The 26,153-nt window shown below is 65.4% G+C and carries 24 protein-coding genes; 11 read left to right on the top strand and 13 right to left on the bottom strand.

Translation table 11 applies throughout. The features are described 5' to 3' along the window. Window positions 1-7: 7 nt before the first annotated feature. Complete coding sequence (locus KT882_RS06275) at window positions 8-1,108, bottom strand: LysM peptidoglycan-binding domain-containing protein (RefSeq protein ID WP_161071711.1); 1,101 nt, start codon at window positions 1,106-1,108, stop codon at window positions 8-10. A gap of 162 nt (window positions 1,109-1,270) precedes the next feature. Between KT882_RS06275 and def the strand changes: the two genes are divergently transcribed. From def to KT882_RS06260, 3 genes are all read left to right on the top strand, one after another. Then, a complete protein-coding gene (def, locus tag KT882_RS06270; RefSeq protein ID WP_228894986.1) occupies window positions 1,271-1,813 on the top strand; it encodes a peptide deformylase in 543 nt (180 codons plus the stop codon). Window positions 1,814-1,878: 65 nt separating this feature from the next. Further along, window positions 1,879-2,838 (top strand): methionyl-tRNA formyltransferase, encoded by a 960-nt coding sequence (gene fmt / locus KT882_RS06265; RefSeq protein ID WP_161071713.1) that lies wholly within the window; start codon window positions 1,879-1,881, stop codon window positions 2,836-2,838. A 3-nt stretch (window positions 2,839-2,841) separates the two neighbouring features. Next, on the top strand, window positions 2,842-3,762 hold the full coding sequence (locus KT882_RS06260) for a LysR family transcriptional regulator (protein ID WP_228894984.1): 921 nt from the start codon (window positions 2,842-2,844) through the stop codon (window positions 3,760-3,762). Here KT882_RS06260 and KT882_RS06255 read toward each other — a convergent pair. Continuing rightward, window positions 3,759-4,172, bottom strand: coding sequence for a tautomerase family protein (locus tag KT882_RS06255; protein WP_161071714.1), 414 nt, complete (start codon window positions 4,170-4,172; stop codon window positions 3,759-3,761). The genes KT882_RS06260 and KT882_RS06255 overlap by 4 nt on opposite strands. A 105-nt stretch (window positions 4,173-4,277) precedes the next feature. Further along, complete coding sequence (locus tag KT882_RS06250; RefSeq protein ID WP_228894982.1) at window positions 4,278-5,096, bottom strand: glycosyltransferase; 819 nt, start codon at window positions 5,094-5,096, stop codon at window positions 4,278-4,280. A 113-nt stretch (window positions 5,097-5,209) separates the two neighbouring features. Here KT882_RS06250 and metH point away from each other — a divergent pair, with 113 nt between their 5' ends. Both metH and KT882_RS06240 read left to right on the top strand, forming a co-directional pair. Beyond that, a complete protein-coding gene (gene metH, locus KT882_RS06245; protein ID WP_161071716.1) occupies window positions 5,210-8,992 on the top strand; it encodes a methionine synthase in 3,783 nt (1,260 codons plus the stop codon). A gap of 67 nt (window positions 8,993-9,059) precedes the next feature. Further along, the gene (locus KT882_RS06240; RefSeq protein ID WP_161071717.1) at window positions 9,060-9,446 is read left to right on the top strand and encodes an SPW repeat protein; all 387 of its coding nucleotides are present in this window, start codon (window positions 9,060-9,062) and stop codon (window positions 9,444-9,446) included. Between the two features lie 104 nt (window positions 9,447-9,550). Here the strand turns inward: KT882_RS06240 and KT882_RS06235 are convergent, their stop codons facing one another. The 10 genes from KT882_RS06235 to rsmB all read right to left on the bottom strand — a co-directional run bounded on the left by KT882_RS06235 (window position 9,551) and on the right by rsmB (window position 20,008). Continuing rightward, window positions 9,551-10,843 (bottom strand): ABC transporter permease, encoded by a 1,293-nt coding sequence (locus KT882_RS06235; protein WP_228894980.1) that lies wholly within the window; start codon window positions 10,841-10,843, stop codon window positions 9,551-9,553. 8 nt (window positions 10,844-10,851) lie between these two features. After that, window positions 10,852-11,826 (bottom strand): ABC transporter ATP-binding protein, encoded by a 975-nt coding sequence (locus KT882_RS06230; protein WP_161071718.1) that lies wholly within the window; start codon window positions 11,824-11,826, stop codon window positions 10,852-10,854. 90 nt (window positions 11,827-11,916) lie between these two features. Continuing rightward, complete coding sequence (locus KT882_RS06225) at window positions 11,917-13,197, bottom strand: EAL and HDOD domain-containing protein (protein ID WP_228894978.1); 1,281 nt, start codon at window positions 13,195-13,197, stop codon at window positions 11,917-11,919. A gap of 104 nt (window positions 13,198-13,301) precedes the next feature. Further along, window positions 13,302-14,090 (bottom strand): class II glutamine amidotransferase, encoded by a 789-nt coding sequence (locus KT882_RS06220; protein ID WP_228894976.1) that lies wholly within the window; start codon window positions 14,088-14,090, stop codon window positions 13,302-13,304. A 49-nt stretch (window positions 14,091-14,139) separates the two neighbouring features. Beyond that, the gene (locus tag KT882_RS06215) at window positions 14,140-14,397 is read right to left on the bottom strand and encodes a BTH_I0359 family protein (RefSeq protein WP_161071721.1); all 258 of its coding nucleotides are present in this window, start codon (window positions 14,395-14,397) and stop codon (window positions 14,140-14,142) included. A 77-nt stretch (window positions 14,398-14,474) separates the two neighbouring features. Then, entirely contained in the window at window positions 14,475-14,933 is a 459-nt protein-coding gene (locus tag KT882_RS06210) for a P-loop NTPase family protein (RefSeq protein ID WP_228894974.1), read from the bottom strand. Further along, on the bottom strand, window positions 14,933-15,652 hold the full coding sequence (locus KT882_RS06205) for a response regulator (RefSeq protein WP_161071722.1): 720 nt from the start codon (window positions 15,650-15,652) through the stop codon (window positions 14,933-14,935). Before KT882_RS06205 ends, KT882_RS06210 begins: the two co-directional genes overlap by 1 nt. Window positions 15,653-15,735: 83 nt before the next feature. Continuing rightward, on the bottom strand, window positions 15,736-18,039 hold the full coding sequence (locus tag KT882_RS06200; protein ID WP_228894971.1) for a sensor histidine kinase: 2,304 nt from the start codon (window positions 18,037-18,039) through the stop codon (window positions 15,736-15,738). Further along, window positions 18,040-18,612, bottom strand: coding sequence for a DUF4390 domain-containing protein (locus KT882_RS06195; RefSeq protein WP_228894969.1), 573 nt, complete (start codon window positions 18,610-18,612; stop codon window positions 18,040-18,042). A gap of 82 nt (window positions 18,613-18,694) precedes the next feature. Beyond that, the gene (gene rsmB, locus KT882_RS06190) at window positions 18,695-20,008 is read right to left on the bottom strand and encodes a 16S rRNA (cytosine(967)-C(5))-methyltransferase RsmB (protein ID WP_407682044.1); all 1,314 of its coding nucleotides are present in this window, start codon (window positions 20,006-20,008) and stop codon (window positions 18,695-18,697) included. A 656-nt stretch (window positions 20,009-20,664) separates the two neighbouring features. Between rsmB and argS the strand changes: the two genes are divergently transcribed. From argS to KT882_RS06160, 6 genes are read left to right on the top strand one after another with little or no spacing between them, the layout of a single operon-like run. Then, window positions 20,665-22,374, top strand: coding sequence for an arginine--tRNA ligase (gene argS / locus KT882_RS06185; protein ID WP_228894967.1), 1,710 nt, complete (start codon window positions 20,665-20,667; stop codon window positions 22,372-22,374). 22 nt (window positions 22,375-22,396) lie between these two features. Beyond that, window positions 22,397-23,101: an SPOR domain-containing protein gene (locus KT882_RS06180; RefSeq protein WP_161071727.1), complete on the top strand. Its 705-nt coding sequence runs from the start codon at window positions 22,397-22,399 to the stop codon at window positions 23,099-23,101. Window positions 23,102-23,111: 10 nt separating this feature from the next. After that, window positions 23,112-23,783 carry a thiol:disulfide interchange protein DsbA/DsbL gene (locus tag KT882_RS06175; protein ID WP_161071728.1) on the top strand — a complete coding sequence of 224 codons (672 nt, stop codon included), beginning with the start codon at window positions 23,112-23,114 and terminating at the stop codon, window positions 23,781-23,783. A gap of 13 nt (window positions 23,784-23,796) precedes the next feature. Then, window positions 23,797-24,576 carry an SDR family oxidoreductase gene (locus tag KT882_RS06170; RefSeq protein WP_161071729.1) on the top strand — a complete coding sequence of 260 codons (780 nt, stop codon included), beginning with the start codon at window positions 23,797-23,799 and terminating at the stop codon, window positions 24,574-24,576. Next, window positions 24,573-25,367, top strand: a complete 795-nt coding sequence (locus tag KT882_RS06165) for a biotin--[acetyl-CoA-carboxylase] ligase (RefSeq protein WP_161071730.1) — start codon at window positions 24,573-24,575, stop codon at window positions 25,365-25,367. Before KT882_RS06170 ends, KT882_RS06165 begins: the two co-directional genes overlap by 4 nt. Then, entirely contained in the window at window positions 25,364-26,143 is a 780-nt protein-coding gene (locus KT882_RS06160; RefSeq protein WP_161071731.1) for a type III pantothenate kinase, read from the top strand. The genes KT882_RS06165 and KT882_RS06160 overlap by 4 nt, the downstream gene beginning before the upstream one ends. Window positions 26,144-26,153: the final 10 nt, after the last annotated feature.

The following is a 26,153-nucleotide window of genomic DNA, read 5'->3' as shown; positions in this document are numbered from 1 at the left end:
GCGCGGTTTACTCCGGCGATTTGGCGACGTCGCCCACTTCCACTGGCGCCGTTACCTGCATGATCAGGCCGTAAGAAATATGCTTGAACACGCGGAAGATAAACAAGCTGCCCACTTCCTCATCCGGCAGCTTGACCTGCGGATTCCCCATGTTGAGCCAGCCTTTGCTGGCGCCTGGATCGGTCACCGTCTGTCCCCTATGGTACAGCTGCAGCACAGAACCGATATCGAGTCCGTCAAGCTTTCCGCGATTAATGCTGACCACCTGGTTCTGGCCCGCATGGCTCACGCCGCCGTAAATAGCCACCACGGCCGCGTCCACCTTGCGCTCCGGCGGGTGCGGAACATAGTTCTGCATAGGCGTGGGCGGGGACTGCATCAGCAGATCGCCCTTGCCCATTTCCTCTTTGGCGGTGGCCACGATAAAGGTGTGCACTTCGGAACCGGGCTTGGCGGCGGTCTGCAGTTTGAGCGTGCCTAAATAGAACGCTTCCTGGCCGATGACGGCCTTGGTGACCGGATCCTTCAGCGGCTTGCCCGGGCGGAACACCTGGAAGGAGGTGCCATCCTTCAGGTCGCCGCGCACATAGGCTTTCTCGTCCTTGCCCAGGAAAACGTGGCCTTCCTGCGCCGCAATGATGCGCGGCGCATTCTTCAGCTCGTCGTCTTCGATAATCAGCGGCTGGGTGAGGAAGGGTTCGATGTCGCCGGTCGGGATGGACTGCACGGCGTCCTTGCCCAGGCCTTCCATGCGCAGCTGGGGCGACAGCCGCAGCGCGGACGGATCGCCGGCCCCGGCGCCCTCGCCCACCCGGCTGCCCAGGCGCAGGCGGCCTGCGGCGCGGTCCAGGTAGACGATCTGGCCCGGATAAATCCAGTGCGGATTGCGGATTTCCTCGCGGTTCATGCCCCACACCTGGGGCCAGCACCAGGGGCGCTCCAGGAAACGCCCGGAAATACCCCACAGCGTATCGCCGCGGACCACCACGTGCTGGTCCGGCGCATTCGGCCGGAATTCGCAGTTCATGGATTGCGCAGAGGCCGCCGTGGCACTGGAAATAAGCGTCGCGATCAACAGGCGTGCGCCGACTGTGCTAAAATTTTTCATTAAGATGTCCGTTAAAGGCGGGCATGGACGAAAGGCTGGATCGCGACCTGAAGGTTGCCCTGCTGAATCAAATTCTGCCCATAATACCCTGAACTAGCAAGAGAAACCACGCTGCGCAGCAGGGTGCGCCTGTTGCATTTTTAAGTCACACCACGAATCCGCATGTCCATACTGAATATCCTCCGCTATCCCGACCCGCGCCTGCACAAGATTGCGCAGCCCGTCACCGCCTTCGACGCGCGCCTGGCCAAACTGGTCGCCGACATGGCCGACACCATGTACGAGGCGCCCGGCGTGGGCCTGGCCGCCACCCAGGTGGACGTGCATGAGCGCGTTGTCGTCATCGACACCTCGGAAGACAAAAGCCAGCTGATCGCCTTCATCAACCCGGAAATCATCTGGTCCAGCGAAGAGCGCACCGTGTACGACGAGGGCTGCCTGTCGGTGCCCGGCGTGTACGACGGCGTGGAGCGTCCTTCCAAAGTGAAGGTGCGCGCCTTCGACGTGAAGGGCGAGCAGTTTGAACTGGAAGCGGACGGCCTGCTGGCCGTGTGCATCCAGCACGAAATGGACCACCTGGTGGGCAAGGTATTCGTGGAATACCTGTCGCCGCTCAAGCGCAACCGCATCAAAACGCGCATGATGAAGGAAGAACGCGGCATCGCGCGCGAAAAAGCGCTGCGGGAACAAGGCCGCCGCATCTGATTTCCCACATGGCCGGCACAGTCCGGCCATGTCAGTTTTTAGTGCCACCTCAAGAGGACAATAGAATGAAAATAATCTTCGCGGGCACACCCGAATTCGCAGCCGTGGCGCTGCAAAGCCTGCACGAGGCGGGGTTTGAGATCCCCCTGGTGCTGACCCAGCCCGACCGCCCCGCCGGACGCGGCATGCATCTGCACCCGTCCGCCGTCAAGCAATATGCCGTGGCGCACAATATTCCCGTGGCGCAGCCGCTGTCGCTGCGCATGGACAGCAAGGACCCGCAGCGCGCCGCCGAAGCCAAGCAAGCCCATGAGCTGCTGATGGCGACCGACTACGACGCGATGGTGGTGGCCGCTTACGGCCTGATCCTGCCGCGCAGCACGCTGGACATCAAGCCCTGCATCAACATCCACGGCTCGCTGCTGCCGCGCTGGCGCGGCGCCGCGCCCATCCACCGCGCCATCGAGTCGGGCGACGCGGAAACCGGCGTCACCATCATGCAGATGGAAGAAGGCCTGGACACCGGCCCCATGCTGCTGATCGAGCGCCTGCCCATCGGCCCGCAGGACAGCACCGGGGTACTGCACGACAAACTGGCCGCCATGGGCGCGCGCATGATCGTCAAGGTGATGCAGAAGATGGACAGCGGCATCGTGGAAGCGGTGCCGCAGCCGGAAGCGGGCGTGACCTACGCCGCCAAGATCAGCAAGGAGGAAGCTGCGCTGGACTTCAAGCAGTCCGCGCGCGAGATCGGCCGCAAGATCCGCGCCTTCAATCCCTTCCCCGGCGCGCATGGCGACGTGAACGGCGTCACCATCAAGCTGTGGGGCGCGGAAGTGCTGGACGCGGACAGCTCGGCGCCTGCCGGCCAGGTGCTCGCGGCCGACGCGCAGCACGGCATCGTGGTGGCTTGCGGCGGCGGCGGTTCGCTGCGCCTGACCGAGCTGCAAAAGCCGGGCGGCAAGCGCCTGCCGGCTTCCGAGTTCATCAAGGGCTTCGCGCTGGATGGCTTGCGCTTCGCCTGAGCGGTGAGCGAGCCTGCGCGCATCGACCAGCTGGCTGCGCTGCGCGCCCTGCGCCGCGTGGTCGAACTGGGCAGCTTCACGGCTGCCGCCGAGGCGCTGGGCCTCAGCCACACCGCCGTCTCGCGCCAGATCAAGCAGCTGGAGGCCCACCTCGGCGCCCAGCTGCTGAACCGCACCACGCGCCGCTTCGCCCTCACCGACGCCGGCAAGCAATACTACGAAGCCAGCCGCCAGATCCTCGACGCCCTCGACGACGCCGACCGCGCCGTGACTGCGCAGCAGGCGCGTCCTTCCGGCACCCTGCGCATCAACGCGCCCATGGCCTTCGGCACGCTGGAGCTGGCCGCCTGGCTGTCCGCCTTCATGGCGCAATACCCTGAATTGACAGTGGACCTGGTCTGCAACGACCGGATCGTCGACCTGATCGAAGACAGCTTCGACGTCGCGCTGCGCCTCACGCGCGGCCTGCCCGACTCCACGCTGATCGCCAGGAGACTGGCCGACAGCCCGCTGCTGCTGGCCGCCAGCCCGGCCTACCTGAAGCAGCATGGCGCGCCGCGCACGCCGGCCGAGCTGGCGCGGCACAACTGCCTGGTCTACACGCAGGCGCAGCACCCGCGCATATGGACTTTCCGCAGCCCCGGCGGCGGCGAGGAGAGCGTGAATGTGCAAGGCAACCTGCAAGCCAACACCAGCGTCGCCCTGCGCGCCGCCGCGCTGGCCGGCCTGGGCATCATCAGCGCCGCCTCCTTCATCGTGCATGAAGACGTGCAGCGCGGCGCCTTGACCGCGCTGCTGCCGGACTACCCGCAGCGTCCGCGCGAACTGTACGCTCTCTACCCGCAGAGCCGCCACCAGTCCCCGAAAGTCCGCGCCTTCATCGACTTCGCCACCGCTCACTACCGCGGGCGCGGCTGGGCCTAGGCTTCGGCCGGCGCCATCGACTTCTTCACCGCGCGGTATTGCTGGGTGAGGCCGCCGTAGCCCCAGGCGGCGGGGCGGGCGTCGTCGATGTGGACGTAGCTGACCTCGTGCAGCGGTCCCAGCAAGCCTGCCATTTCTTCGAACACGGCCTTGATGTATGCCGCCTTTTCGCTGGCGGTGTTGGTTTCGTCGGTGATTTTGATGTCGAGGAAGAAGCTGGCTTTCTCCTGCTGCGCCAGCGAAGCGGCGCCGATGTACCAGTGCTGCGGCTCCACGTGCGAGATGGCGATGGAAGTGAGCGGCTGCGCCTTGTGCAGGATGTCATTGGTCAGACGCAGCAGAATGGCGGCGGCGCGCTGCGATTGCCCGGCGCTGGCCGGCGTGGAAAGGGTGAGGTTCAGGATGGGCATGGCGCTACTCCTACGAGTGGTTAAGGTGTAGCCATGGTAGGCCGCCCTCCCCACCCGCACCAGCCATGCCGGCGCACAGGATTTGTGCGCGCCGCGCACGCCGGCTTACGGCTTCAGCTGGCGGATAGGAGAAACGCGCGGGAACACGTGGCCCCGGCTGCGCACTTCCTTGTTCCAGTCCTGGTTGGCCTGGTGCAGCGCCGCGTCGTAGTAGCCGCGCCCGTGGTCCAGGTGCAGGCTGACGATGGAGTGGCGCGCGCGCACGCCCCGCACGCCGATGTTGTTCAGCCTCAGGCCGATGTTCAGGTCTTCGCCGCCGTAGGCCATGCTCTCGTCGAAGCCGCCCACTTCCAGCACGTCGTGCCGCCACGCGCAGCTATTGGCGCCGCTGAAGGCGTTGCGCGGGGAGAGGAAGTCGTAGAAGCGCTGCAGGCGCGGATTGCGCAGCAATCGGTTGCGGCTCTTGTCGAAGCCCGGGATGGCGCTCAGGAAGCCGTAGTCGAACAGGCGCTGGTCCAGGATGGCGGGCCGCAGGTCGTTATTCAGGTGGTAGGCCTCCGGCACGCTGATATGGCTGCCGCCCGCCAGGAAAGCCCCCGGGCGGCTTAGCCGCAGATAGGTGTCGACAAAGTCGTCGCGCGGGATGCAGTCGCCGTCGGTGAACAGCAGCAGGTCGCCGCTGGCTTGCAGGATGGCCTTGTTCAGGGCGCGGCATTTGCCGAAGCCACGGTGCTCCTGGGTCAGGTGGATCAGCGGCAGGCCCAGGTGGCGGCAGTTTTCCACCGCCTCGGCAATCTCGGGGAACTCGCCGTCCTGGGACACGATGATCTCGTCCGGCATGCGGGTCTGGGCGGCGTAGCCGGTCAGGACGAACTCCATTTCGCGGCGCTTTTTGTGCGCGGAGATGATAACGGTTATCTTCATGGCGCAATGTTACCGGAAAATGCCTCTTATGCTGCCGATGCTGCAATGCCGTATAATTTTAGACCCGGTATTGTCTTCTCAGCCTCCCTTCAGCCACGTCGCGAAAGTACGAAATGAACAACAAAGCCAGCCAGCCACGCTACTCCAAGACCGAAGCGCAATTGCGCGAGATGCTCTCCAAGCGCATCATGTTCCTGGACGGCGCGATGGGCACCATCATCCAGCAGTACAAACTGGATGAAATGGCTTACCGCGGCGGCCCCACCGGCCGCTTCGCCGACTTCGCAGCGCCCGCCGACAGCGGCGCGCGCGAGCTGTTCGTCAAGGGGAACAACGAGCTGCTGACGCTGACGCAGCCGCAGGTGATCCAGGAAATCCACGAGCGCTACCTGGCCGCCGGCGCCGACCTGATCGAAACCAACACCTTCGGCGCCACCTCCATCGCGCAGGACGACTACCACATGGGCCACCTGGCCTACGAGATGAACGTGGAAGCGGCCAAGCTGGCCAAGGCCGCCACCGCCAAGTACAGCAGCGCCGACAAGCCGCGCTTCGTGGCCGGCGCGCTCGGCCCGACGCCGAAGACCGCGTCCATCTCGCCGGACGTGAACGACCCCGCCGCCCGCAACGTGACCTTCGACCAGCTGGTCGCCGCATACTACGAGCAGGTGCGCGGCCTGGTCGACGGCGGTTCCGATGTGCTGCTGGTGGAAACCATCTTCGACACGCTGAACTGCAAGGCCGCGCTGTTCGCCATCGACCTGTACTTCGAAGAGCGCCCGGAGCAGGAGCGCCTGCCCCTGATGATCTCGGGCACCGTGACCGACGCCTCCGGCCGCATCCTCTCCGGCCAGACCGTGCCGGCCTTCTGGAACTCGGTGCGGCACGCGCGCCCGCTGACCATAGGCCTGAACTGCGCGCTGGGCGCCGCCCTGATGCGCCCCTACGCCGAAGAGCTGTCGCAGATCGCCGACACCTTCGTCTGCATCTACCCGAACGCCGGCCTGCCCAACCCGATGAGCGACACCGGCTTCGACGAGCTGCCGGCCGACACCTCCGCCCTGCTGCGCGAGTTCGCCGACGCGGGCTTTATCAACATGGCCGGCGGCTGCTGCGGCACCACGCCCGACCACATTGCCGCCATCGCCAAGCTGCTGGCCGAGACCCAGCCGCGCGCGCTGCCGGAAGTGAAGGTCGCCCAGCGCCTGTCCGGACTGGAGCCCTTCACCATCGACGACGACTCGCTGTTCGTCAACGTGGGCGAGCGCACCAACGTCACCGGCTCGAAAGCGTTCGCGCGCATGATCCTGAACGAGCAGTACGACGAGGCGCTGTCGGTGGCGCGCCAGCAGGTGGAAAACGGCGCCCAGGTCATCGACATCAATATGGACGAAGCAATGCTCGATTCGCTGGCCGCCATGACGCGCTTCCTGAACCTGATCGCGTCCGAACCGGACATCTCGCGCGTGCCCATCATGATCGACTCCTCCAAGTGGGATGTGATCGAGGCGGGCCTGAAATGCGTGCAGGGCAAGGCCATCGTCAACTCCATCTCGATGAAGGAAGGCCTGGAGGAGTTCATCCGCCAGGCGAAACTGTGCCGCCGCTACGGCGCCGCCGTCATCGTCATGGCCTTCGACGAGAAGGGCCAGGCCGACACCTTCGAGCGCAAGATCGAAATCTGCGAACGCGCCTACAAGGTGCTGACCGAGCAGGTGGGCTTCCCGCCGGAAGACATCATCTTCGACCCGAACATCTTCGCCATCGCCACCGGCATCGAAGAGCACAACAACTACGCGGTGGACTTCATCAACGCCACCCGCTGGATCAAGGACAACCTGCCGCACGCGAAGATCTCCGGCGGCGTGTCCAACGTGTCCTTCTCCTTCCGCGGCAACGACCCGGCGCGTGAAGCCATCCACACCGTGTTCCTGTACCACGCCATCAAGGCCGGCATGACCATGGGCATCGTCAACGCCGGCATGGTGGGCGTGTACGACGACCTGCCGGCCGAGCTGCGCGAGCGCGTGGAGGACGTGGTGCTGAACCGCCGCGAAGACGCCACCGAGCGCATGATCGAAATCGCCGGCACGCTGAAGGCCGGCGGCAAGGCGCAGGAACAAAACCTGGAGTGGCGCAACGCCATCGTGGAGAAGCGCCTGGCGCACGCGCTGGTGCACGGCATCACCCAGTTCATCACCGACGACACGGAAGAGATGCGCCAGCAGGTTCTGGCTTCCGGCGGCCGTCCTATCCACGTGATCGAAGGCCCGCTGATGGACGGCATGAACATCGTCGGCGACCTGTTCGGCCAGGGCAAGATGTTCCTGCCGCAGGTGGTGAAATCGGCGCGCGTGATGAAGCAGGCCGTGGCCCACCTGATCCCTTACATCGAGGAGGAGAAGAAGGCCGAGGAAGCGCGCACCGGCATCGTCGCCAAGCCAAAGGGCAAGATCGTCATCGCCACCGTGAAGGGCGACGTGCACGACATCGGCAAGAACATCGTGTCCGTGGTCCTGCAGTGCAATAACTTCGAGGTGGTGAACATGGGCGTGATGGTGCCCTGCTCCGAGATCCTGGCGCGCGCCAAGCTGGAAAACGCCGACATCATCGGCCTGTCCGGCCTGATCACGCCGTCGCTGGAGGAAATGGCCCACGTGGCCAAGGAGATGCAGCGCGACGAGCACTTCCGCATGATGAAGATCCCGCTGCTGATCGGCGGCGCCACCACCAGCCGCGCGCACACCGCCGTGAAGATTTCGCACAACTACGAAGGCCCGGTGGTCTACGTGCCGGACGCTTCGCGTTCCGTGTCGGTGGCGCAGTCGCTGCTGACGCCGGAGAGCCGCGACCAGTACATCGCCGAGATAGAGCAGGACTATGTGCGCATCCGCGAACAGCACGCCAACAAGAAGGCGCTGCCGACCGTATCGCTGGCCGCCGCGCGCGCCAACAAGGCCAAGCTGGAATTCAAGCCGCTCAAGCCCAAGTTCATCGGCCGCCGCGTGTTCAAGAACGTGGACCTGGCGCTGCTGGCCAACTATATCGACTGGGGTCCGTTCTTCCAGACCTGGGACCTGGCCGGTCCCTTCCCCGCCATCCTCACCGATGAAGTGGTGGGCGAAGCGGCCAGCAAGGTGTTCGAGGAAGGCCAGGCGCTGCTGAAGAAACTGATCGACGGCCGCTGGCTCACCGCCAACGGCGTGGTCTCGCTGCTGCCCGCCAACAGCGTGAACGACGACGACATCGAAATCTATACCGACGACGAGCGCGAGACCGTGGCCTTCACCTACTACGGCCTGCGCCAGCAGGGCGTGAAGCCCATCATCGACGGCGTGCAGCGCCCGAACCAGTGCCTGGCCGACTTCATCGCGCCCAAAGAGTCCCGCATCAAGGACTACATCGGCATGTTCGCCGTGACCTCCGGCCTGGGCATCGAGAAGTACGAGCAGCGCTTTGAAGACGCGCACGACGACTACTCGTCCATTATGCTCAAGGCGCTGGCCGACCGCCTGGCCGAAGCCTTCGCCGAATACATGCACGAGCGCGTGCGCAAGGACCTGTGGGGCTATGCCGCCGACGAAGGCCTGAGCAACGAGCAGATGATCGCCGAAGAATACGCCGGCATCCGCCCGGCGCCGGGCTACCCTGCCTGCCCCGAGCATACGGTGAAGGCCGACATGTTCAAGGTGCTGCAAGCGGAAGAGATCGGCATGGAGCTGACCGAGTCGTTCGCCATGTTCCCCGGCGCCGCCGTGTCCGGCTTCTACTTCGCGCATCCGCAATCGAAGTACTTCACCGTCGGCAAGATCGGCAGCGACCAGTTTGAAGACATGGTTGTCCGCCGCGGCATCGACAAGGCTGAACTCGAACGCTACCTCGCGCCTAACCTGTAAAAAAAACGGGAACCTTTGCGCGCTGCGATGGCCTAAGCATGGAGTTAACCACTTCAACGGAGGCCATATGGAAAACGCAGTTGCAATCAAACGCTGGCAGGATCAGCTGATCCTGCTGCTCGGTTTGTGGCAGTTCATTACGCCCTGGGTGTTTGGCTACGGCATCCCGTCGCAGCTGGCGTGGAACGCTTTCGTGACCGGCGCGGTCATGGCGGCGCTGGCCGCGTTTGATCTGTACAAGACCTATTTCTGGGCGGTTGTGCTGAACCTGCTGGTTGGCGTCTGGGTGGCGGTGTCGCCCTGGGTGCTGGCGCGGGCCGAGCAGATCACCGTGCCGCAAGAGGCCATGTGGAACAACCTCATCGTCGGCGCGGCGGTTGCCGTGCTGGCGCTGTGGGAGATGCGCACGGATCCGGAGTTGCGCACGCATTGGCCGGGTGCGGCGCATCCGTGACCGTGGCGGAGCTTGGCGGGTTACGCGCCCAGGCGCTAACCCGCCCTACGCAATCGCTGGTGCATCGTAGGGCGGGTTAGCGCGGAGCGCGTAACCCGCCGGTTTCACTGGTCGCGGCGGAATTTCCAGATGGCGAGGCCGGCAAACACGGCGGCAAAGGCAAGCTGCACCGCCATGGGGCCAAGCGCGCCTTCCATGCCGAGGCCGCGCCACGTTACCGCGTCAAAGCCGTCCACCGCCCAGCGGGTGGGGATGGCGATCGTCAGCTGCTGCATCCACGCGGGGAAGACGAAGGACGGCACCCAGGCGCCGCCCAGCATCACCATGATCAGCGTGGCGAACACCGCAATGCCGCGCGCGGCTTCCGGCGTCTTGCCGAAGGCGGCGATCAGCAGGCCGAAGCCTGCCGTCATCAGCGCGAAGCACAGCCCCACGCCCACGAAGCCCAGCGGGTTGGCAATCTGCACCTTGAAGATCAGCATGGCGCACAGGAAGATGGCCACCAGCAGGCCGGAGGCGATCACGGCGGCCGATATGGCGCGCGCCAGCAGCACCGTGGTCAGCGATACCGGCGCGGCCAGCAGCCGGCTCCAGATGCCCATGCGGCGCGCCAGCAGGATACCTATGCCCATGTCCACGCCCATGAACAGGATGAACTGCACGCTCATGCCCGCAAACGAGTGCGCGTAGCCGTTGTACTTGGGACCAGAGCTGAGCGCCTCGTCCTTGGTGGCGAAGGGCATGCTCAGGCCGGGCTTGGCCTTGGCGCCGTCCGCGCCGTCCTGCGCAGGCTTGGCCTGCTCGGTTTTCTGGAACTTGCGCACGCTGGCCAGCATGTCGCGCAGTTCGGGATTGCCCTTGCCTTTCGCAGTCTCCTGCTCCAGCTCGAGCAGGCTGGTGTCCATGAACTTGGCGCCCGTGTCGCCGCCGAACATTTCCGCGCTGACGATCTGCATCACCTGCTGCGTGAGCATGCCTTTCACCATGGCCAGCGTGGTCGATTGCGAGGGGTCGTAGAACACCGGGATCTCCGGCTTGTTCCCCGCACTGAACAGCGCTTTGCCTGCGGCGTCGCCGAAGCCTTGCGGAATCACCACGGCCACGGTGAGCTTGCCGGAACGGACCCTGGCTTGCGCCTCTTCCAGCGGCAGTTCAATGATGCGCAGCGTGGCGTCCGCCTTCAGGCCGTCGGCAATCTTCACGCCGACCGGGCTGCTGTCCTGCAGCACCAGGCCGACGTCGATCTTGCCGGTCTTGGAATCGCCGCTGCCGCCGAACAGGGAGCCGAAGAAGGCAGCCAGCACGATGGGCAGCATCAGGTTGATCAGCAGCGCGCGCTTGTCGCCGAGGTAGAGGATGAGGTCTTTGCGGACCAGTGCGAAAAATGCGGTCATCATGGTCCTTTTCAGTCGCGCAGGCTGCGGCCGGTGAGGTTGAGGAAGATGTCTTCAAGATTGGTCTTGGCGGTGGCGAAGTGCTGCAGGGCGCAGCCCTGCGCGTTCAGCCAGGCCAGCACGGAAGCCGCGTGCGCGGTAGCGGCCAGGCCGATTTCCAGCACCGGGCCGCCCTCGCCGGCCTGGCTGCCCAGCTCGCGCACGGCGCTCACGCCCGGCAGGCTGCGCAGGCCGGCGAGCAGCTCGGCCATGCGCTCGGCCGCCAGCGGCTGCGCCAGTTCGGCACGCAGCGCCGCTTGCGCGGGCAGGCGGCGGTACAGGTCGGCCGGGCTTTCATCGGCCAGCACTTTGCCGTGGTCGATGATGACGATGTGGTCGGCCAGCCGCTCCACTTCCTCCATGTAGTGGCTGGTGTAGATCAGCGCCATGCCCTTGGCCTTGAGCGCTTCCAGCGTGTCGAAGATGGCGTTGCGGCTTTGCGGATCGACGCCCACGGTGGGCTCGTCCAGGATCAGCAGCTTGGGTTCGTGCAGCAGCGCTGCGGCGATATTGAGGCGGCGCTTCATGCCGCCGGAGAAGGTGGATGGCTTGTCGGCAGCGCGGTCCGCCAGGCGCACCATGTCCAGCGCCTGCGCGCAGCGCTCCTTGAGCAGCGCGCCTTTCAGGCCGTACAGCGCGCCGAAGAGCTTGAGGTTTTCCAGCGCGGACAGGTCTTCATACAGCGCCAGGTCCTGCGGCACCAGGCCGATCTTGAGCTTGGCGCCGGTCTGGCCCTGGGCCATGGCCTCCCCTTCCAGCTCGACGCTGCCGCTGTCGCTGCGCAGCAGGCCGCAGATCATGCTGACGGTGCTGGACTTGCCGGCGCCGTTGGGGCCGATCAGGCCGACGGTCTGGCCGTGCCGGACCTGGAAATTCACGCCGTCGACCGCGAGGCGGCCGCCGTAGGATTTGCTGAGTTGATTGACGCTGAGCAGGACTGAAGTCATGGCGCGGTGCGATCCGTTAATAAGATCGCAAGCTTATCGCGCCTGTTAGCCTTCTAGCAAGTGACAAGTGTCATGACTTGTTGTGACAAGTCACAATGCGTAGCGCACCACGTTGTCGCTCCACTCGAACGCCGCCATTTCCAGTTCCACCAGTTCGTCGGTGGAGACGGCCAGGTCGCGCAGCGTGGGCACGATCTGGTGCTCCAGCTCCTCGATCTGTTCGATGGATTCGGCCAGCTTGAGCAGGTCGCCGAAGAAGCCGCCACGGAACATCAGCGCATCCTGCACCTCGTCGATGACGGGGATCTGGGCCAGGATTTCGGACATGGGGATGCCGAACAGCGTATCCATCAGCGACATGATGCCAACCGTGAAGGCGATGTCGGCGCAGTGGCGCTGGCTGGGGCGCAGCTTGAGCGCCAGCAGCTCCAGCAGGCGGCCGCGCGTGGTGGCCAGCATCAGCAGCGGCGTCATGCTGTGGCCGCGCTTGCTCGGTTCTGCGTACAGCATGATTTGCAGCCAGCGCTGCAGCTGGCGGCGGCCCAGGATGGTCACGGCCTGGCTCAGCGAGTCGATGCGCTGGCGCGCGCCCACGGCAGGCGTGTTCACCAGGCGCAACAGGTTCAGCGCCAGCGACACGTCGCGCTTGATGGCGCGTTCGATTTCCAGGTTGTCCGCTTCCGACGTCACCAGGGTCATCAGCTCCATCACGGCCAGCTGCGACGGCGACAGTTTCTTGCCGCTCATGATGACCGGCTTGGCAAAGTAATAGCCCTGGAAGTAGTCGAAGCCCAGGTCCAGGCAGTGCTTGAACTCCTCGCGGGTTTCCACTTTTTCGGCCACCAGCTTCTTGCCGTCCTGCTTGAAGCGCGGCGCCAGCTTCATCAGGATGGGCAGCGGCGTGTCGCGCATGCTCATCTTGACGTACTCGATCATGGGCATCAGCGACTGCACATTGCCGGTTTCGCCGGTCACGTCGTCCAGCGCGAAGCTGAAGCCGTGGCTCACCAGCTCGGCCATGCGCTTGAGCACCGGCGGCGTGGCTTCCATGGTTTCCACGATTTCCAGCACCACTTTTTCGCGCGGCAGGAAACCGAAGATGTCGCTCATGATGACGTCGGCATCGACATTGACGAAGCCGAGCGCGTCGCCGATCACTTTTTCCATGCCCAGCTGGGAGGCGTGGGCAATCACGGACGCGGTGGCGCCGATGTCGCTGACGATGTTGGCCGGCCCGACGGGCGCGTTGCGGAACAACAACTCATAACCGAACAACGCCTGATTGCGGTCCAGCATAGGCTGACGGCCAAGATAGAACTCACGCACACGCAAATTCCTGGAGGCCGAACTAGTAGGCGAAAGGTCGATCATGGAAGGGTCCGTCTCAGTTCAGGGAACAATGGTGCCAAATGGCAACTAACCCGCTGTTTTACGCGGTTTTACCTGATATTTTGGCATCATTCACGCATGTTGTCTCAAACAATTTTCGCGTTACCTGGCGCATCAGGTATTCCATCGAGAAATACTTTCAGTTCACCGGGCACAAACGCCGTCCATTGCTCGTTCGTTGTCAGCGGCTGGGTGACGATAATGGCCACGCGGTCGTCCGGCGTGGTGACCTCGGAAAAGTCCACGGTCACGTCCTCGTCGGACAATTCGGCGGTCAGGAAGGGATATTGACGCACCAGGTAATACAGATTGGTGGAGCAGTGCGCGTACAGTTCGTTGCCGCTGGCCAGCAGCATATTGAAGGTGCCGTGCGCGGCGATACCGGCCACCAGCTCTTCCAGCACGCCGCGCAGGGCGGCCCGTTCGGGGCGCTGGTCGCCAAAACGGGCGCGCAGCGTCTGCAGGATGTAGCAGAAGGCCCGCTCGCTGTCGGTGTTGCCGACCGGGCGGAAAGCACCGTCCAGCACGGGATGGAATTCCTTCAGGTCGCCGTTGTGGGCGAACACCCAGTAGCTGCCCCACAGCTCGCGCACGAAGGGATGGCAGTTCTCCAGCGCCACCTGGCCTTGCGTGGCCTTGCGGATGTGCGCGATCACGTTGCGCGACTTGATGGGGTAGTTCTTGATCAGCTCGGCGATCGGCGAGGCGATGGCGGCCTGGTGGTCGACAAAATGGCGCACGCCGGCGCCCTCGAAAAAGGCGATGCCCCAGCCGTCATGGTGGGTGTCGGTGCGGCCGCCGCGCATGGCGAAGCCGGTGAAACTGAACACAATGTCGGTCGGGACATTGCAGTTCATGGCTAGTAATTGGCACATAGTAAGGGAGAATCTGCAACAGACTCTCACCTTACCATGCCTGCGGCCTTTAATGCAGCAGCACGGGCTGGCTCATCAGGGACTCGTAGCTGCCGAGGAATTCGTCGACTTCCTCCATGGTGGGCTCGCTGGCAATCAGCTGGGTGACGTCGCGCCGGAAGCTTTGCGCCAGCACGCCCGCGATGAAGATCTCGCGCTTGCAGCCTTTGTCCACAATTTCATAGCCGCCAAAACGCAGGGCCTCCAGGTCGCGGTCCGCACCGAATTCAACCACGCTGTACTGCTCGCTGTTGTAGATCAGGTTCATTTGGCTTCCTTCACGCTAGAGGCGGAAGCTCATGTGTTCCGCCGGTCCATATTGAAGTGGGGACCGGGCGCCGCTTTTCAAGCCTGGGCTTGCAAATCGGTATCCAGGTCCAGCAAATCGCCATACGGAGCTTGCTGCAGCATGCTGCGCAACTGGTCCACATGCTCCGCATTTGCCAGGCTGATGAACAGCTGCGCTGGCGGACGGCGCAGCAGACGGTTCAATGTTACTCGCAAAACGAGATTTCCTGCGCAGCACAAACAGCCGGGAGCGATGCGCTGCACATTCAGGCCTGTTTCGGGGGAGGAGATAAGGGGGGAATTGGCGTCCGCCAGGCCTTCCAGAATTACAGCGGACTGCGCGGCGGACTGCGCGGCCGCCATATTGGCGAGCGCGGCGGCGATGGCCGCTTCGCGCACAGCCGCGCGCGGGCCGGTCACCAGCGTGACGCGGGTACGCGCGGCCGCAGCGGGCGATGGCGGACCGCCCGCGCCGGCCCCGGCTGCGCCGGGAGCGGCATCGGCGGCGCTGGCCATTATTGGTTCTTCTTGGCCAGCTTGCCCGGCTCCACGCCCAGCTGCTTGAGCTTGCGGTACAAGTGGGTGCGTTCCAGGCCGGTCTTCTCCGCCACCCGCGTCATGCTGCCGCCTTCGCGGCCCAGGTGGTGCTCGAAATACATGCGCTCGAAGGCGTCGCGCGCTTCGCGCAGCGGCAGGTCGAACGACAGGTTGAACATATGGCCCTCGCCCGCCGTGGCGCCCGCGCCGCGCACCGAGGCGTGGGCTTGCGGCATGGCGGCGCTGAACGGCGCGCCGGCGGCGACCGCGCCGTCTTCCGGCGGCGGCGCCACGGCCGGACGCGGCGCCAGCGACGGCGAACGCACGGTTTCCTGGGCGCGCGTCAGGCCTGCTTGCACTGCCTTCAGCAGTTTCTGCATGGCAATTGGCTTTTCCAGGAAATTCAGCGCGCCGATGCGCGTCGCTTCCACCGCCGTATCGATGGTGGCGTGGCCGGACATCATAATGACGGGCATGGTCAGCAAGCCGTCGCGCTGCCATTCCTTCAGCAGCGTCACGCCGTCCGTGTCCGGCATCCAAATGTCGAGCAGGACCAGATCCGGCGCGCCTTGTGCACGCGCCTCGCGCGCCTGCTGCGCGTTTTCGGCAAGCTGTATTGCGTGTCCCTCGTCGCTCAAAATTTCCGAGAGCAACTCGCGGATACCCATTTCATCATCCACTACCAGAATGTTTGCCATCTATCCCTGCCTTTTTTTCATTCGCCGGTCATGCTGACATTGTAAGCCTGCATGCTAGCAATTATTTTATTAGTCTTCCAATATTATGCCAACTGCACCGGCGCCAACTTTAACAGCAAAATCAGTACCGAAGCGCCACTTCTATCGACATGGTTCTGGATATCAATCCGTCCCCCATGCTCGTCGATAATCTTTTTCACCATCGCCAGCCCCAAACCGGTGCCGCGCGCCTTCGACGTCACATACGGTTCAAAGGCGCGCGCCAGGATTTTGGGCGCGAAGCCGGGGCCGTTGTCCGATATCGCCAGGCGCACCGCGACGCGGGTGCCGCCGTCTGCGCTCTGGTAATGGATGGCCTCGGTGACGACGTCGATGCGCGGCGCCACGCCGGCGGGCGGCTGGTCCAGCAACGCATCTTGTGCATTCTGCAGTAAATTATGGATCACCTGGCGCAGCTGGGTGGCGTCGCCCATCACCAGCGGCAGCTGGGGCGCCAGCGCCAGGTGGATGATGTCGCTGGCCTCGCCGCTCAGGTACAGGTTCAGGATCTCTTCCACCAGCGCGTTCACGTCCAGCGGCTCGAGCACGGCCGGCGGGGTCTTCGCGTAGTCGCGGAAGTCGTCCACCATGCGCTTCATGGCGGCCACCTGGTTGACGATGGTGGTGGTGGCCTTGTTCAGCAGGTCCACGTCGTTCTGCATTTCCAACTTGGATTCCAGCTTCATCTGCAGGCGCTCGGCCGACAGCTGGATGGGCGTCAGCGGGTTCTTGATTTCATGCGCCAGGCGGCGCGCCACCTCGCCCCAGGCGATCGAGCGCTGGGCCGAGATCACGTCGGTGATATCGTCGAACACCACGATGTAGCCGCTGCCGTTTTCCACCGGCAGGCGCGAGCCGCGCGTCAGCAGGGTCAGGTCATGCTCGTCCGGATTGGCGCTGTTGGCCGGGCGCGGAATTTCAATCTGGCGCTGCCAGTGCAGGCGCTGCACATTGCGGCCCGCCGCCGAGTGCGCGCTCTGCGCCGAGAACGCCGCCACGATGGCGCCTGCGAACTCCTGCAGGCCGTCGATTTCGGTCAGCTGCTGGCCTATCATGGTCACGCCCGCGTGCTGCAGGATGCGCTCGACCGAGTCGTTGCAGCTGACCAGGCGGAAGTCCCCGTCCAGCACCATCACGCCGGCCGACATATTGCCCAGCACGGACTCCAGGTGGGCCTTGGCGTTCTGCAGCGCGGCGCGGTTCTTGTCGACGGCGATGCGCGCGTCCGACAGCTGGCGCGTCATGGTGTTGAACGACTGCGTCAAGGTGCCCAGCTCGTCCGAACTGGCCACGATGGGGCGCGGCGACAGGTCGCCGCCGGCCACCGCGCGCGTGCCCTCGGCCAGCAGCAGCAGCGGCTGGGCCAGGTCGTTGGCGATCAGGAAGGCCGCCGCGATGGCGCCGAACACGGCCAGCAGCAGGGTCAAGGTCAGCGTTTCGATATACATCTTGCGCAGGCCCACGCGGGCCACGAAGCGCTCCTTGTATTCGCTGTAGGCGGTGCGCAGCGTTTCGCCGTTGGCGGCCAGCTTGGGCGGCACGGCCTGGATAATCTGCAGGAAGCGCGGCGCCAAGTGGGTGCCGTTGGGCTGCACCGGGTCCGGTATGGCCAGCAGCACGCGCACGCGCAGCACGTTGGAGGCGTCCGGCACCGGCGGCGGCGGCGCGCCCACGCGGTCGTCGCGCAGTTCGCTGCCGCCCTCGGCCTGGGCATAGGAGTCCTCGTTCTTGGCCACCGCCAGCATGGGCGCATTGGGCAGGTCGGCCGACAGGTTGATGCGCTGCGGCCCGGTGGCCGACACGATCAGCCCGCCTTCGGCGTCGACGATGATGGCGCTCTGCGTGCCGGGATGGGTCTTGACGAAGCGCGCCAGGATGGCCGGCGCGGCGTAGAACTGTTCTTCGGCCAGCAGGCTGGCGGTTTTCTTGCTTTGGCTGTTGAGGTCGGCCACCGCCTTGTCGAGCGCGTCGCGGCCCAGGGTCAGGCCGGCGTCCAGCGCCTCCTCGATGCGCACGTTGAACCAGGAATCAATCGAGTGGGACACGAACTGCACCGACACCAGGAAGATCACCAGCCCGGGCAGCACGCCGATGGCGGCGAACAGCAGCACCAGCCGCGTCATCAGCTTGGAGCCGAACTTGCCGGCCCGGTAGCGCGAATACAGGCGGAACAGCGACACGCCCACCAGCACCAGCAGCGCCACGGCGACCGCCGCGTTCAGGCCCAGCAGCCAGCCGTAGTAGCGGTCGAACAGGCCGGAGTTGTCGGACGCCGAGGCCAGCAGGAACAGCAGGATGCTGACCGCAGCGCCGGCAACGACGAACAGGTACCGCAAGGCCGGTCTCACTTATTCAGCCCTGTACAGGAAGGTTTTCTTGTTCGACGCCAGGCGCCACTCGCTGTTGTTGAACGCGTTGACCTGGATGGGCTTGGGCAGGTAATCGCGGTCCATGCCCATGCGCAGCGTGACGTTGTAGACCTCGCCCACCTTGAGCGCGCCGCGCGGCGCCACCACCCAGCGGCTGGGCCGGCGTATCAGGAACAGCGCGTCCTCCAGCGTCGGGAAGCTCTGCCGCACATTGCCGACCGGGCCGACGTGGTACTGGCGCGTGAGCACGTTGTAGGAAATGCTGAAAGTGCGTTTAACGCGGACGGCCTTCTCGTCCACCCAGTACCAGCGAGGGCGGGTGAATTCGATTTCGGTGGTGAAGTACAGCGGCATGCCGTACAGCAGCGCGTCTTCCAGGCCGTGGTTCAGTTCGAAGGAATAGGCGGCCGACAGGCGGTAGCCCTCCTCCGCCGCCTCGATGGTGGCGCGGGTGATTTCAACGGTTTCCTCCGACGCGCGCGCGGGCGACAGCGCGCAAGCGAACATCAGCAGCAACTGCCAGGCGAGGAGTCGAAAAAAACGTTGCGTCACAAGTGGGCCGGTACTAAATATATCCGTCGGGAATAGCGCGAAAAATTGGGCAAAACATGGAGTCGCTACGCTTATGCGCCGTTCACGCATTTTTCTGGAACAAGGCGTAGAACAGTCCATCATGATCCTGTTCGGCACTGCCGGTGGGCAGCAATTGACCGGGCGCATCGAGACGGGTGGCGCCGTGACGCACCGCGAAGGCGGCCGCCTGCGCCTCGGATTCCTGCGGCCACAACGAACATGTCACGAACAGCAATTTACCATTGGGGGCAAGCATCTGCCAAAGGTTGTCGAGAATTTTGGCGGAAAGTGTTGCAAGTTGGAGCGCGTCGCCCTTGCGGCGCAGCCAGCGGATATCCGGGTGGCGGCGCACGATGCCGGACGCGGTGCACGGCACGTCGGCCAGGATGCGGTCGTAGGCCTGGCCGTCCCACCAGTCCGGATGCTGGGCGTCGGCCGCCTTCATGGTAGCGTGCAGGCCCAGGCGCTCCAGGTTCTCGCCCACGCGCAGCAGGCGCTTGGCGTCCGCGTCGAGCGCGGTCACGTCGGCGTCGGCCAGCTCCAGGATGTTGCAAGTTTTACCACCTGGCGCGGCGCAGGCGTCCAGCACGCGCATGCCGTCCTGGACATCGAGCAGCTGCGCGGCCAGCTGGGCCGCCGCGTCCTGCACCGAGACCACGCCGTCGTCGAAGCCGGGGATCAGGTGCACGCCGACCGGCTTGGCCAGGCGCACCGCCTGCGGGCCGATCTGCGCGGCGGCGATGCCGGCCTGCTCCAGCCTGGCCAGGTAGTCGGCCACCGTGCTGCGGCGCAGGTTCACGCGCAGGGTGAGCGGCGGCGGCTGGTTGCCGGTGCTGAGCACGGCTTGCCACTGGTCCGGATAGGCGGTGCGCACCGCGTCTATCCACCACTGCGGGTAATTCCATTTGGCCACCGGCTGCAGCGCGGCCGCGGCCAGCAGCTCGGCGCGCTCGCGCTGGAAGCGGCGCAGCACGGCGTTGACCATGGGTTTGGCGCGCTCGGTGTCCGGGTGGGCCCAGGCGGCGCTGACGGTCTGGTCGACCACGGTGAACTGTTCGTAGGCGGCGCTGCCGTCGGCGTCCTTCTGCATCAGCGGCAGGGCGCAGGCCAGCAGGGCAGCCACCAGCGGCTCGGGCGCTTTCGGCGCCATCATGGCGATCAGCGCGTCGCTATGGCCCAGCGCGCGCATGGCGCGGTAGGCGATGTCCTGCATGGCGCCGCGCGCCTGCGGGATGGCGTTGGTGCTGGCGAACACGCCGGCCAGCGCCTGCGGCAGCGCCATGCCGGTGCGCACCTGGGCCACGGCGGTGGCCGCGCCCAGCAGGGCGAAGGCCAGCGAGTCATGGCGCAAATCGGTCTGGAAATTGACTTGCAGCGCAGGCTTCAGGTCGCGGTGGTGGCTCTCGCGGAACTCCGGCTTGGGGCGCGGGGCCGCAAATTTGGGCTCGGGCGCCGTCTTGCGCTGCTTGGGCGCGGCCTTGGCCCAGACCGAAGCCGCGGTCTCGGCCGGTTCGCCGGAAGCCGGACGCGGCGTTGCAGGACGGGCCGGCGAGCCGGACTGGCCACCGGCGGCGGCCGGCTTGGCCGGCCAGGTCTTGGCGCCGCCGGCGGCGGCCGGCTTGGCATACGCCGGTTTGCCGGCTGCGGATTTGCCGGGAGCGCCCTTGTAAGGTGCCTTGCCGGCAGCGGTCTTGGCCGGTGCGGCAGGGGTTTTCAGTTTCAGGACTGGGCGCTCTTTGGTCATCTTGTTATTTCCGTAATGGCTCGCGTCCGCCCATGGCAGGGCCGAGCGGCCCGCCGGGCCGCAAAAATCGCGGAATTGCTATAAAGGTGAGATTGTAACCGGGTTGTGGACAACTCAGGCTAAAGCCATGTCGGCTTGCATCTGGTTCAAACGTTTGCTCCCCCTTGCAAACCAGTATAATTACCGCTGTTTGGCCGGGGCGCACGCTGCCGGCCGTTTCGCTTCAAAACCGCTTTTACAAGCGCATTAACCAGATACTTAGCGCGGCCCAGCCGCCACCTACGCACATGCTCGCCCAACAGAAACAAGAGATCACCGCCCTGTTCAACGCCGCCCTGGCGCCCATCCTCGACGGCTCCGGCGTCACCGCCAATGTCGTGCTGGAGCGCCCGCGCGATGCGTCGCACGGCGACGTGGCCTGCAATATCGCCATGCAGCTGGCCAAACAGCTGAAGATGAACCCGCGCGAACTGGCCACCAAGCTGGTCGCCGCGCTGCTGGACAATCCGGACGGCAAACACATCGTTGCCGCCGCCGAGATCGCCGGTCCGGGCTTCATCAACCTGCGCGTGACGGACGCGGCCAAGCAGGCCGTCGTGAAGTCCGTGCTGGCGCAAGGCGCGCAGTTCGGCGGCAGCGACGTGGGCAACGGCAAGAGCGTAATCATTGAATTCGTGTCCGCCAACCCGACCGGCCCGCTGCACGTGGGTCACGGCCGCCAGGCGGCGCTGGGCGACGCGCTGTCTTCGCTGTTCACCTCTCAAGGCTACGCGGTCACCCGCGAGTTCTACTACAACGACGCCGGCGTGCAGATCAAGACCCTGGCCACCTCGGTGCAGGCGCGCGCGCGCGGCTTCAAGCCGGGCGACGCCGAATGGCCCGAGTCGGCCTACAACGGCGACTACATCCAGGACATCGCGGACGACTTCCTGGCCAAGAAAACCGTATCGGCTTCGGACGGCGCTCCCGCCACCGCCTCCGGCGACGTGGACGACCTCGAATCCCTGCGCGCCTTCGCCGTGACCTATCTGCGCAACGAGCAGGACATCGACCTGCAAGCCTTCGGCGTGAAGTTCGACAACTACTACCTGGAATCGTCGTTGTACAAGGACGGCAAGGTGAACGCCGCCGTGGAAGCGCTGCAGAAAGCCGGCGTGACCTACGAGCAGGAAGGCGCGCTGTGGCTGAAAACCACCGACTACGGCGACGACAAAGACCGCGTGATGCGCAAGACCGACGGCACCTACACCTATTTCGTGCCGGACGTGGCCTACCACATCGTCAAGTTCCAGCGCGGCTTCGACCAGGCCATCAACATCCAGGGCTCCGACCACCACGGCACCATCGCGCGCGTGCGCGCCGGCCTGCAGGCGGTGAACATCGGCATCCCGAAAGGCTATCCCGACTACGTGCTGCACAAGATGGTCACCGTCATGAAGGACGGCGCCGAGGTGAAGATCTCCAAGCGCGCAGGCTCCTACGTGACCGTGCGCGACCTGATCGAATGGTCGGGCGGCGGCGACACCACCAAGGGCCGCGACGCAGTGCGTTTCTTCCTCATCTCGCGCAAGGCGGACACCGAATTCGTGTTCGACGTGGACGTGGCGCTGAAAACCTCGGACGAGAATCCGGTGTATTACGTGCAGTACGCCCACGCGCGCATCTGCCGCATGCTGGAACAGTGGAACGGCGACGAAGCCAAGCTGGCCAATGTCGACCTGTCGCCGCTGACCGCGCCGTCGGAAGCGACGCTGCTGGCCGCGCTGGCCGCCTACCCTGAAGCGCTGGCGCGCGCGCAGGCCGAACTGGGCCCGCACCAGGTGGCGTTCTACCTGCGCGACCTGGCCGCAGCGCTGCACAGCTTCTACTTCGCCGAACGCGTGCTGGTGGACGACGAGGCGACCAAGCTGGCGCGCCTGGCGCTGATGGTGGCGACCCGCCAGGTGCTGCGCAACGGCCTGGCGCTGATCGGCGTCTCCGCTCCGAACAAAATGTAAATCGCTTAGGGTATCCCGCACAATGAGTTTCCGTCCCACTTCTTTGCAGCGCCAGCGCGGCAACACGCTGGTTGGCATCATCATCGGCCTGGTTATCGGCCTGGTTATCGCGGTCATCGTGGCATTGGTGATCACCAAGGGTTCGACGCCATTCACCGACAAGTCCGGCAAAACGGGCAAGGCGGCGGAACCGACTGCGGGACAGATCTCGGATCCCAACAAGCCGATGTACGGCAACAAGGAAGCCGCGCGCGAAGCGGCGCGCGACCTCGCGCGCGACCCGAACGCAGCGGCGCCCGCCGCGCCGGCGGTCCCGGCCGCGCCAGCAGCTCCTGCTGCGCACACCACGCCGGCCGCGCCGGCAAAACCGGCGACCGATGAACTGCAGCAGGTGGTGGACAAGATAGAAGCGGCCAGCAAGAAGCCCGGCGCCACCAACGTGCAGCCCACCGTGGCCGCACCGGCTGCAGCTGCGGCGGCAGGCGAAGAGAAGTACGTATATTATCTGCAGGCGGGCGCCTTCCGCGAAGTGGCGGACGCCGAAAATGCGCGCGCCAAGCTGGCCCTGCTGGGCTTCGAGGCGACCGTGTCCGACCACACCAACAGCACCGGCGTGCTGCACCGCGTCCGCATGGGCCCCTACAATCAGGTGGAAGCAATGAACAAAGTACGCGGCAAGCTGTCGGAAAACGGCATCGACGTGGCCGTCGTGCGCAATCAAAAATAAGGAATCGAGCATGCGTATCCTGAAGCAGTTGTTGAGCGTAGTAGCAATGTGCAGCGCGGCCTTTGGCGCCGCCGCGTCCCCGGCCGCACCGATCAGCGGCGTGGAGTACCAGACCCTGCAAACCGCCCAGCCCACCGACACCGGCAAGAAGATCGAAGTCATCGAGTTCTTCGCTTACTACTGCCCGCATTGCAACAACCTGGAACCGCAGCTGGAAGCCTGGGTCAAGAAACAGGGCGACAACATCGTCTTCAAGCGCGTGCACGTGCCGCGCGACGAAAGCGTGCTGCCGCAGCAGAAGCTGTTCTTCACGCTGGAGGCCATGGGCCTGCTGCCGCAGTACCACAAGAAAGTGTTCAACGCCATGCACGTGGAACGCAACCGCCTGAACCGCGACGAGCAGGTATTCGACTGGGTGGCGGCCAACGGCATCGACCGCCAGAAGTTCATCGACACCTACCGCTCCTTCGGCGTGCAAGCCAAAGTAAAACGCGCCGACGGCATGATGGACTCGTACAAGATCGACTCCTGGCCTACGCTGATCGTGGACGGCCGCTACCAGGCTTCGCCGCACCTGGCCGCTTCCGGCATGCAGGGCAACCCTAGCGAAACCGAGCTGCAAACGGCTGCGCTGCAGGTCATGGACTTCCTCGTCGCCAAGGCGAAAGCGGAAAAGAAATAAGCATGGGCCGCCGTTGAAACGCGTATTCATCACCGGCGCGTCCAGCGGCATAGGCGCAGCCCTGGCGCTGCGCTATGCACAGCACGGCGCCACGCTTGGCCTGCTGGCCCGGCGCGGCGAATCGCTGCAAGCGCTGATCGCCACCCTGCCCTCCCCTGAAAAGCACCGCGCCTACGCCGTGGACGTGCGCGACCACGCCGCCATCCGCGCGGCTGCCATGGACTTCATCGAATACACCGGCGGCGCCGACATCGTCATCGCCAACGCCGGCATCTCGCACGGCACGCTGACCGAACACGCGGAGGATCTGCCGGTGTTCGAGGCCATTATCGCCACCAACCTGAACGCCACCGTGGCCACCTTCGCGCCCTTTATCGCCGCGATGAAGCTGCAGAAAACACCCGCGCGCCTGGTGGGCATAGGCAGCGTGGCGGGCATACGCGGCCTGCCCGGCGCGGCGGCCTACAGTGCCTCCAAGGCGGCGGTGATCAGCTACTGCGAATCGCTGCGGCTGGAAATGAAACCGCACGGCATAGACGTGGTGACCATCGCGCCGGGCTACATCGATACCCCGATGACGCAGCGGAACGCCTACCCCATGCCCTTCCTGATGGCGCCGGAAAAATTCGCGGCGGCGGCGGTGCGCGCCATCGAGCGCGGCAACAGCTATGCGGTGATTCCCTGGCAGATGGGGGTGGTGGCCAAGCTGCTGCGCATGCTGCCGAACGGCGTCTACGACCTGGCCTTCGCCAAAGCGCCGCACAAGGCGCGTCTGAACAATAAAGCACCATGACTCTGCAACTCTCCCCGGCCGCGATTGCGCGCCATTGCGCCGAGTGCGCCAACCACGTGGCGATCGAAGTGGTGGCCGAAACCGGCTCCACCAATGCGGACCTGCTGCAGCGCGTGGGCACGCCGGGCGCCATGAGCGGCCCGGTGCTGCTGATCGCCGAACGCCAGACCGCAGGCCGTGGCCGCGCCGGCCGCCCCTGGCTGTCCGCGCCCGGCTCCACGCTTACTTTTTCGCTGGCGTGGCGCTTCAAGGGGCCGCTGCAGAACCTGGCCGGCCTGCCGCTGGCGGTGGGCGTGGCGCTGGCCGAAGCCATGACCGTGCTGGGCGTGCCGGTGCAGCTGAAGTGGCCCAACGACGTGATGAAGGACGGCGCCAAGCTGGCCGGCATCCTGGTTGAAACGCAGGCCGCGCAGGACGGCGCCATCTGGGCCGTGATCGGCGCGGGCATCAATCTGCTGATGCCCGACCAGCTGGAGGCGGATATCGGCCGCGAAGTGGCGTCCGCGCCCTGGCTGGCCAAGATGGAGCGCAACGAGCTGATGGCCGCGCTGCTGAACCGCCTCTCTTCGGTGCTGGCCGAATTCGACGACACCGGATTTGCCGCCTTCACCGAGCGCTGGAACCGCCTGCAAGCATGGCACGGCCAGCCGGTGCGCATACTCGACCATGGCGAAACCCTGCACGAAGGCCTGAGCGCCGGCGTGGACGGCTCCGGACGGCTGCTGCTGGACACGGCCCAGGGCCGCGTGGCAGTGCTGTCGGGCGACGTGTCGCTAAGGCTGGCGCCATGATGCTGCTGATCGACGCGGGCAATACCCGCATCAAGTGGGCGCTGGCCGCTCCCGGCGCGGCGCTGGGCGACTGGCTGGACTGCGGCGCCCTGATGCATGCGGACGCCGCGCAGCTGCCCGCCGCCTTGCAGGCCGCCGCTGCCGCACAGGCCACAGGGGCTGCAAACAACGCCATCACCCGCGTACTGGCCGCCAACGTGGCCGGCGCCGCCGTGCGCGGCCAGATCACGGCAGCCCTGGCCACGCTGGCCATCGGCGAAGACGCCATCGACTGGTTCGCCTCCGTGCCCGAGCGCGCGGGCGTGAAAAACGGCTACCGCAATCCCGCCCAGCTGGGCTGCGACCGTTTTGCCGCCGCCATCGGCGCGCACGCGCTGGCGCCTGGGCAGGCCGTCATCGTGGCGAACTGCGGCACCGCCACCACCATCGACGCGGTAACGGCGGACGGTGTCTTCCTCGGCGGGATGATCTTGCCCGGCCTGGGCCTGATGGCCACTTCGCTGGCGCGCAACACGGCGCAGTTGCCGCAGATAGCGCAAGGCGGTAAGCTGCCGTCTGGATTCGCCGACAACACCGACGACGCCATCCTGAGCGGCCTGCTGGCGGCGCAGGCGGGCGCCATCGAACACGCATGCGCGCTGCACCGCGCCCAGGCCTGCCTGATCTCGGGCGGCGCGGCGGCGTATATCGCGCCTGCCCTGCCGGCGCAGATTCCGCACCGCCTGGTGGACAATATCGTGCTGATCGGATTACAAGCTGCCGCCGGCAGCGCCTGACATGGAACGC

Source organism: Pseudoduganella aquatica (genome assembly GCF_020865585.1).
Classification (GTDB): domain Bacteria; phylum Pseudomonadota; class Gammaproteobacteria; order Burkholderiales; family Burkholderiaceae_D; genus Rugamonas; species Rugamonas aquatica_A.
Note: the sequence above shows the minus strand (reverse complement) of the source record. Positions and strands in the feature narration are given on the sequence as shown.

What these genes read in the sequence shown, in the direction of transcription:
- KT882_RS06275 (WP_161071711.1), bottom strand. Translation starts at nt 1,108, where the DNA reads ATGAAAAATTTTAGCACAGTCGGCGCACGCCTGTTGATCGCGACGCTT.
- def (WP_228894986.1), top strand. Translation starts at nt 1,271, where the DNA reads ATGTCCATACTGAATATCCTCCGCTATCCCGACCCGCGCCTGCACAAG.
- fmt (WP_161071713.1), top strand. Translation starts at nt 1,879, where the DNA reads ATGAAAATAATCTTCGCGGGCACACCCGAATTCGCAGCCGTGGCGCTG.
- KT882_RS06255 (WP_161071714.1), bottom strand. Translation starts at nt 4,172, where the DNA reads ATGCCCATCCTGAACCTCACCCTTTCCACGCCGGCCAGCGCCGGGCAA.
- KT882_RS06250 (WP_228894982.1), bottom strand. Translation starts at nt 5,096, where the DNA reads ATGAAGATAACCGTTATCATCTCCGCGCACAAAAAGCGCCGCGAAATG.
- metH (WP_161071716.1), top strand. Translation starts at nt 5,210, where the DNA reads ATGAACAACAAAGCCAGCCAGCCACGCTACTCCAAGACCGAAGCGCAA.
- KT882_RS06240 (WP_161071717.1), top strand. Translation starts at nt 9,060, where the DNA reads ATGGAAAACGCAGTTGCAATCAAACGCTGGCAGGATCAGCTGATCCTG.
- KT882_RS06235 (WP_228894980.1), bottom strand. Translation starts at nt 10,843, where the DNA reads ATGATGACCGCATTTTTCGCACTGGTCCGCAAAGACCTCATCCTCTAC.
- KT882_RS06230 (WP_161071718.1), bottom strand. Translation starts at nt 11,826, where the DNA reads ATGACTTCAGTCCTGCTCAGCGTCAATCAACTCAGCAAATCCTACGGC.
- KT882_RS06225 (WP_228894978.1), bottom strand. Translation starts at nt 13,197, where the DNA reads ATGATCGACCTTTCGCCTACTAGTTCGGCCTCCAGGAATTTGCGTGTG.
- KT882_RS06220 (WP_228894976.1), bottom strand. Translation starts at nt 14,090, where the DNA reads ATGTGCCAATTACTAGCCATGAACTGCAATGTCCCGACCGACATTGTG.
- KT882_RS06215 (WP_161071721.1), bottom strand. Translation starts at nt 14,397, where the DNA reads ATGAACCTGATCTACAACAGCGAGCAGTACAGCGTGGTTGAATTCGGT.
- KT882_RS06210 (WP_228894974.1), bottom strand. Translation starts at nt 14,933, where the DNA reads ATGGCCAGCGCCGCCGATGCCGCTCCCGGCGCAGCCGGGGCCGGCGCG.
- KT882_RS06205 (WP_161071722.1), bottom strand. Translation starts at nt 15,652, where the DNA reads ATGGCAAACATTCTGGTAGTGGATGATGAAATGGGTATCCGCGAGTTG.
- argS (WP_228894967.1), top strand. Translation starts at nt 20,665, where the DNA reads ATGCTCGCCCAACAGAAACAAGAGATCACCGCCCTGTTCAACGCCGCC.
- KT882_RS06180 (WP_161071727.1), top strand. Translation starts at nt 22,397, where the DNA reads ATGAGTTTCCGTCCCACTTCTTTGCAGCGCCAGCGCGGCAACACGCTG.
- KT882_RS06175 (WP_161071728.1), top strand. Translation starts at nt 23,112, where the DNA reads ATGCGTATCCTGAAGCAGTTGTTGAGCGTAGTAGCAATGTGCAGCGCG.
- KT882_RS06165 (WP_161071730.1), top strand. Translation starts at nt 24,573, where the DNA reads ATGACTCTGCAACTCTCCCCGGCCGCGATTGCGCGCCATTGCGCCGAG.
- KT882_RS06160 (WP_161071731.1), top strand. Translation starts at nt 25,364, where the DNA reads ATGATGCTGCTGATCGACGCGGGCAATACCCGCATCAAGTGGGCGCTG.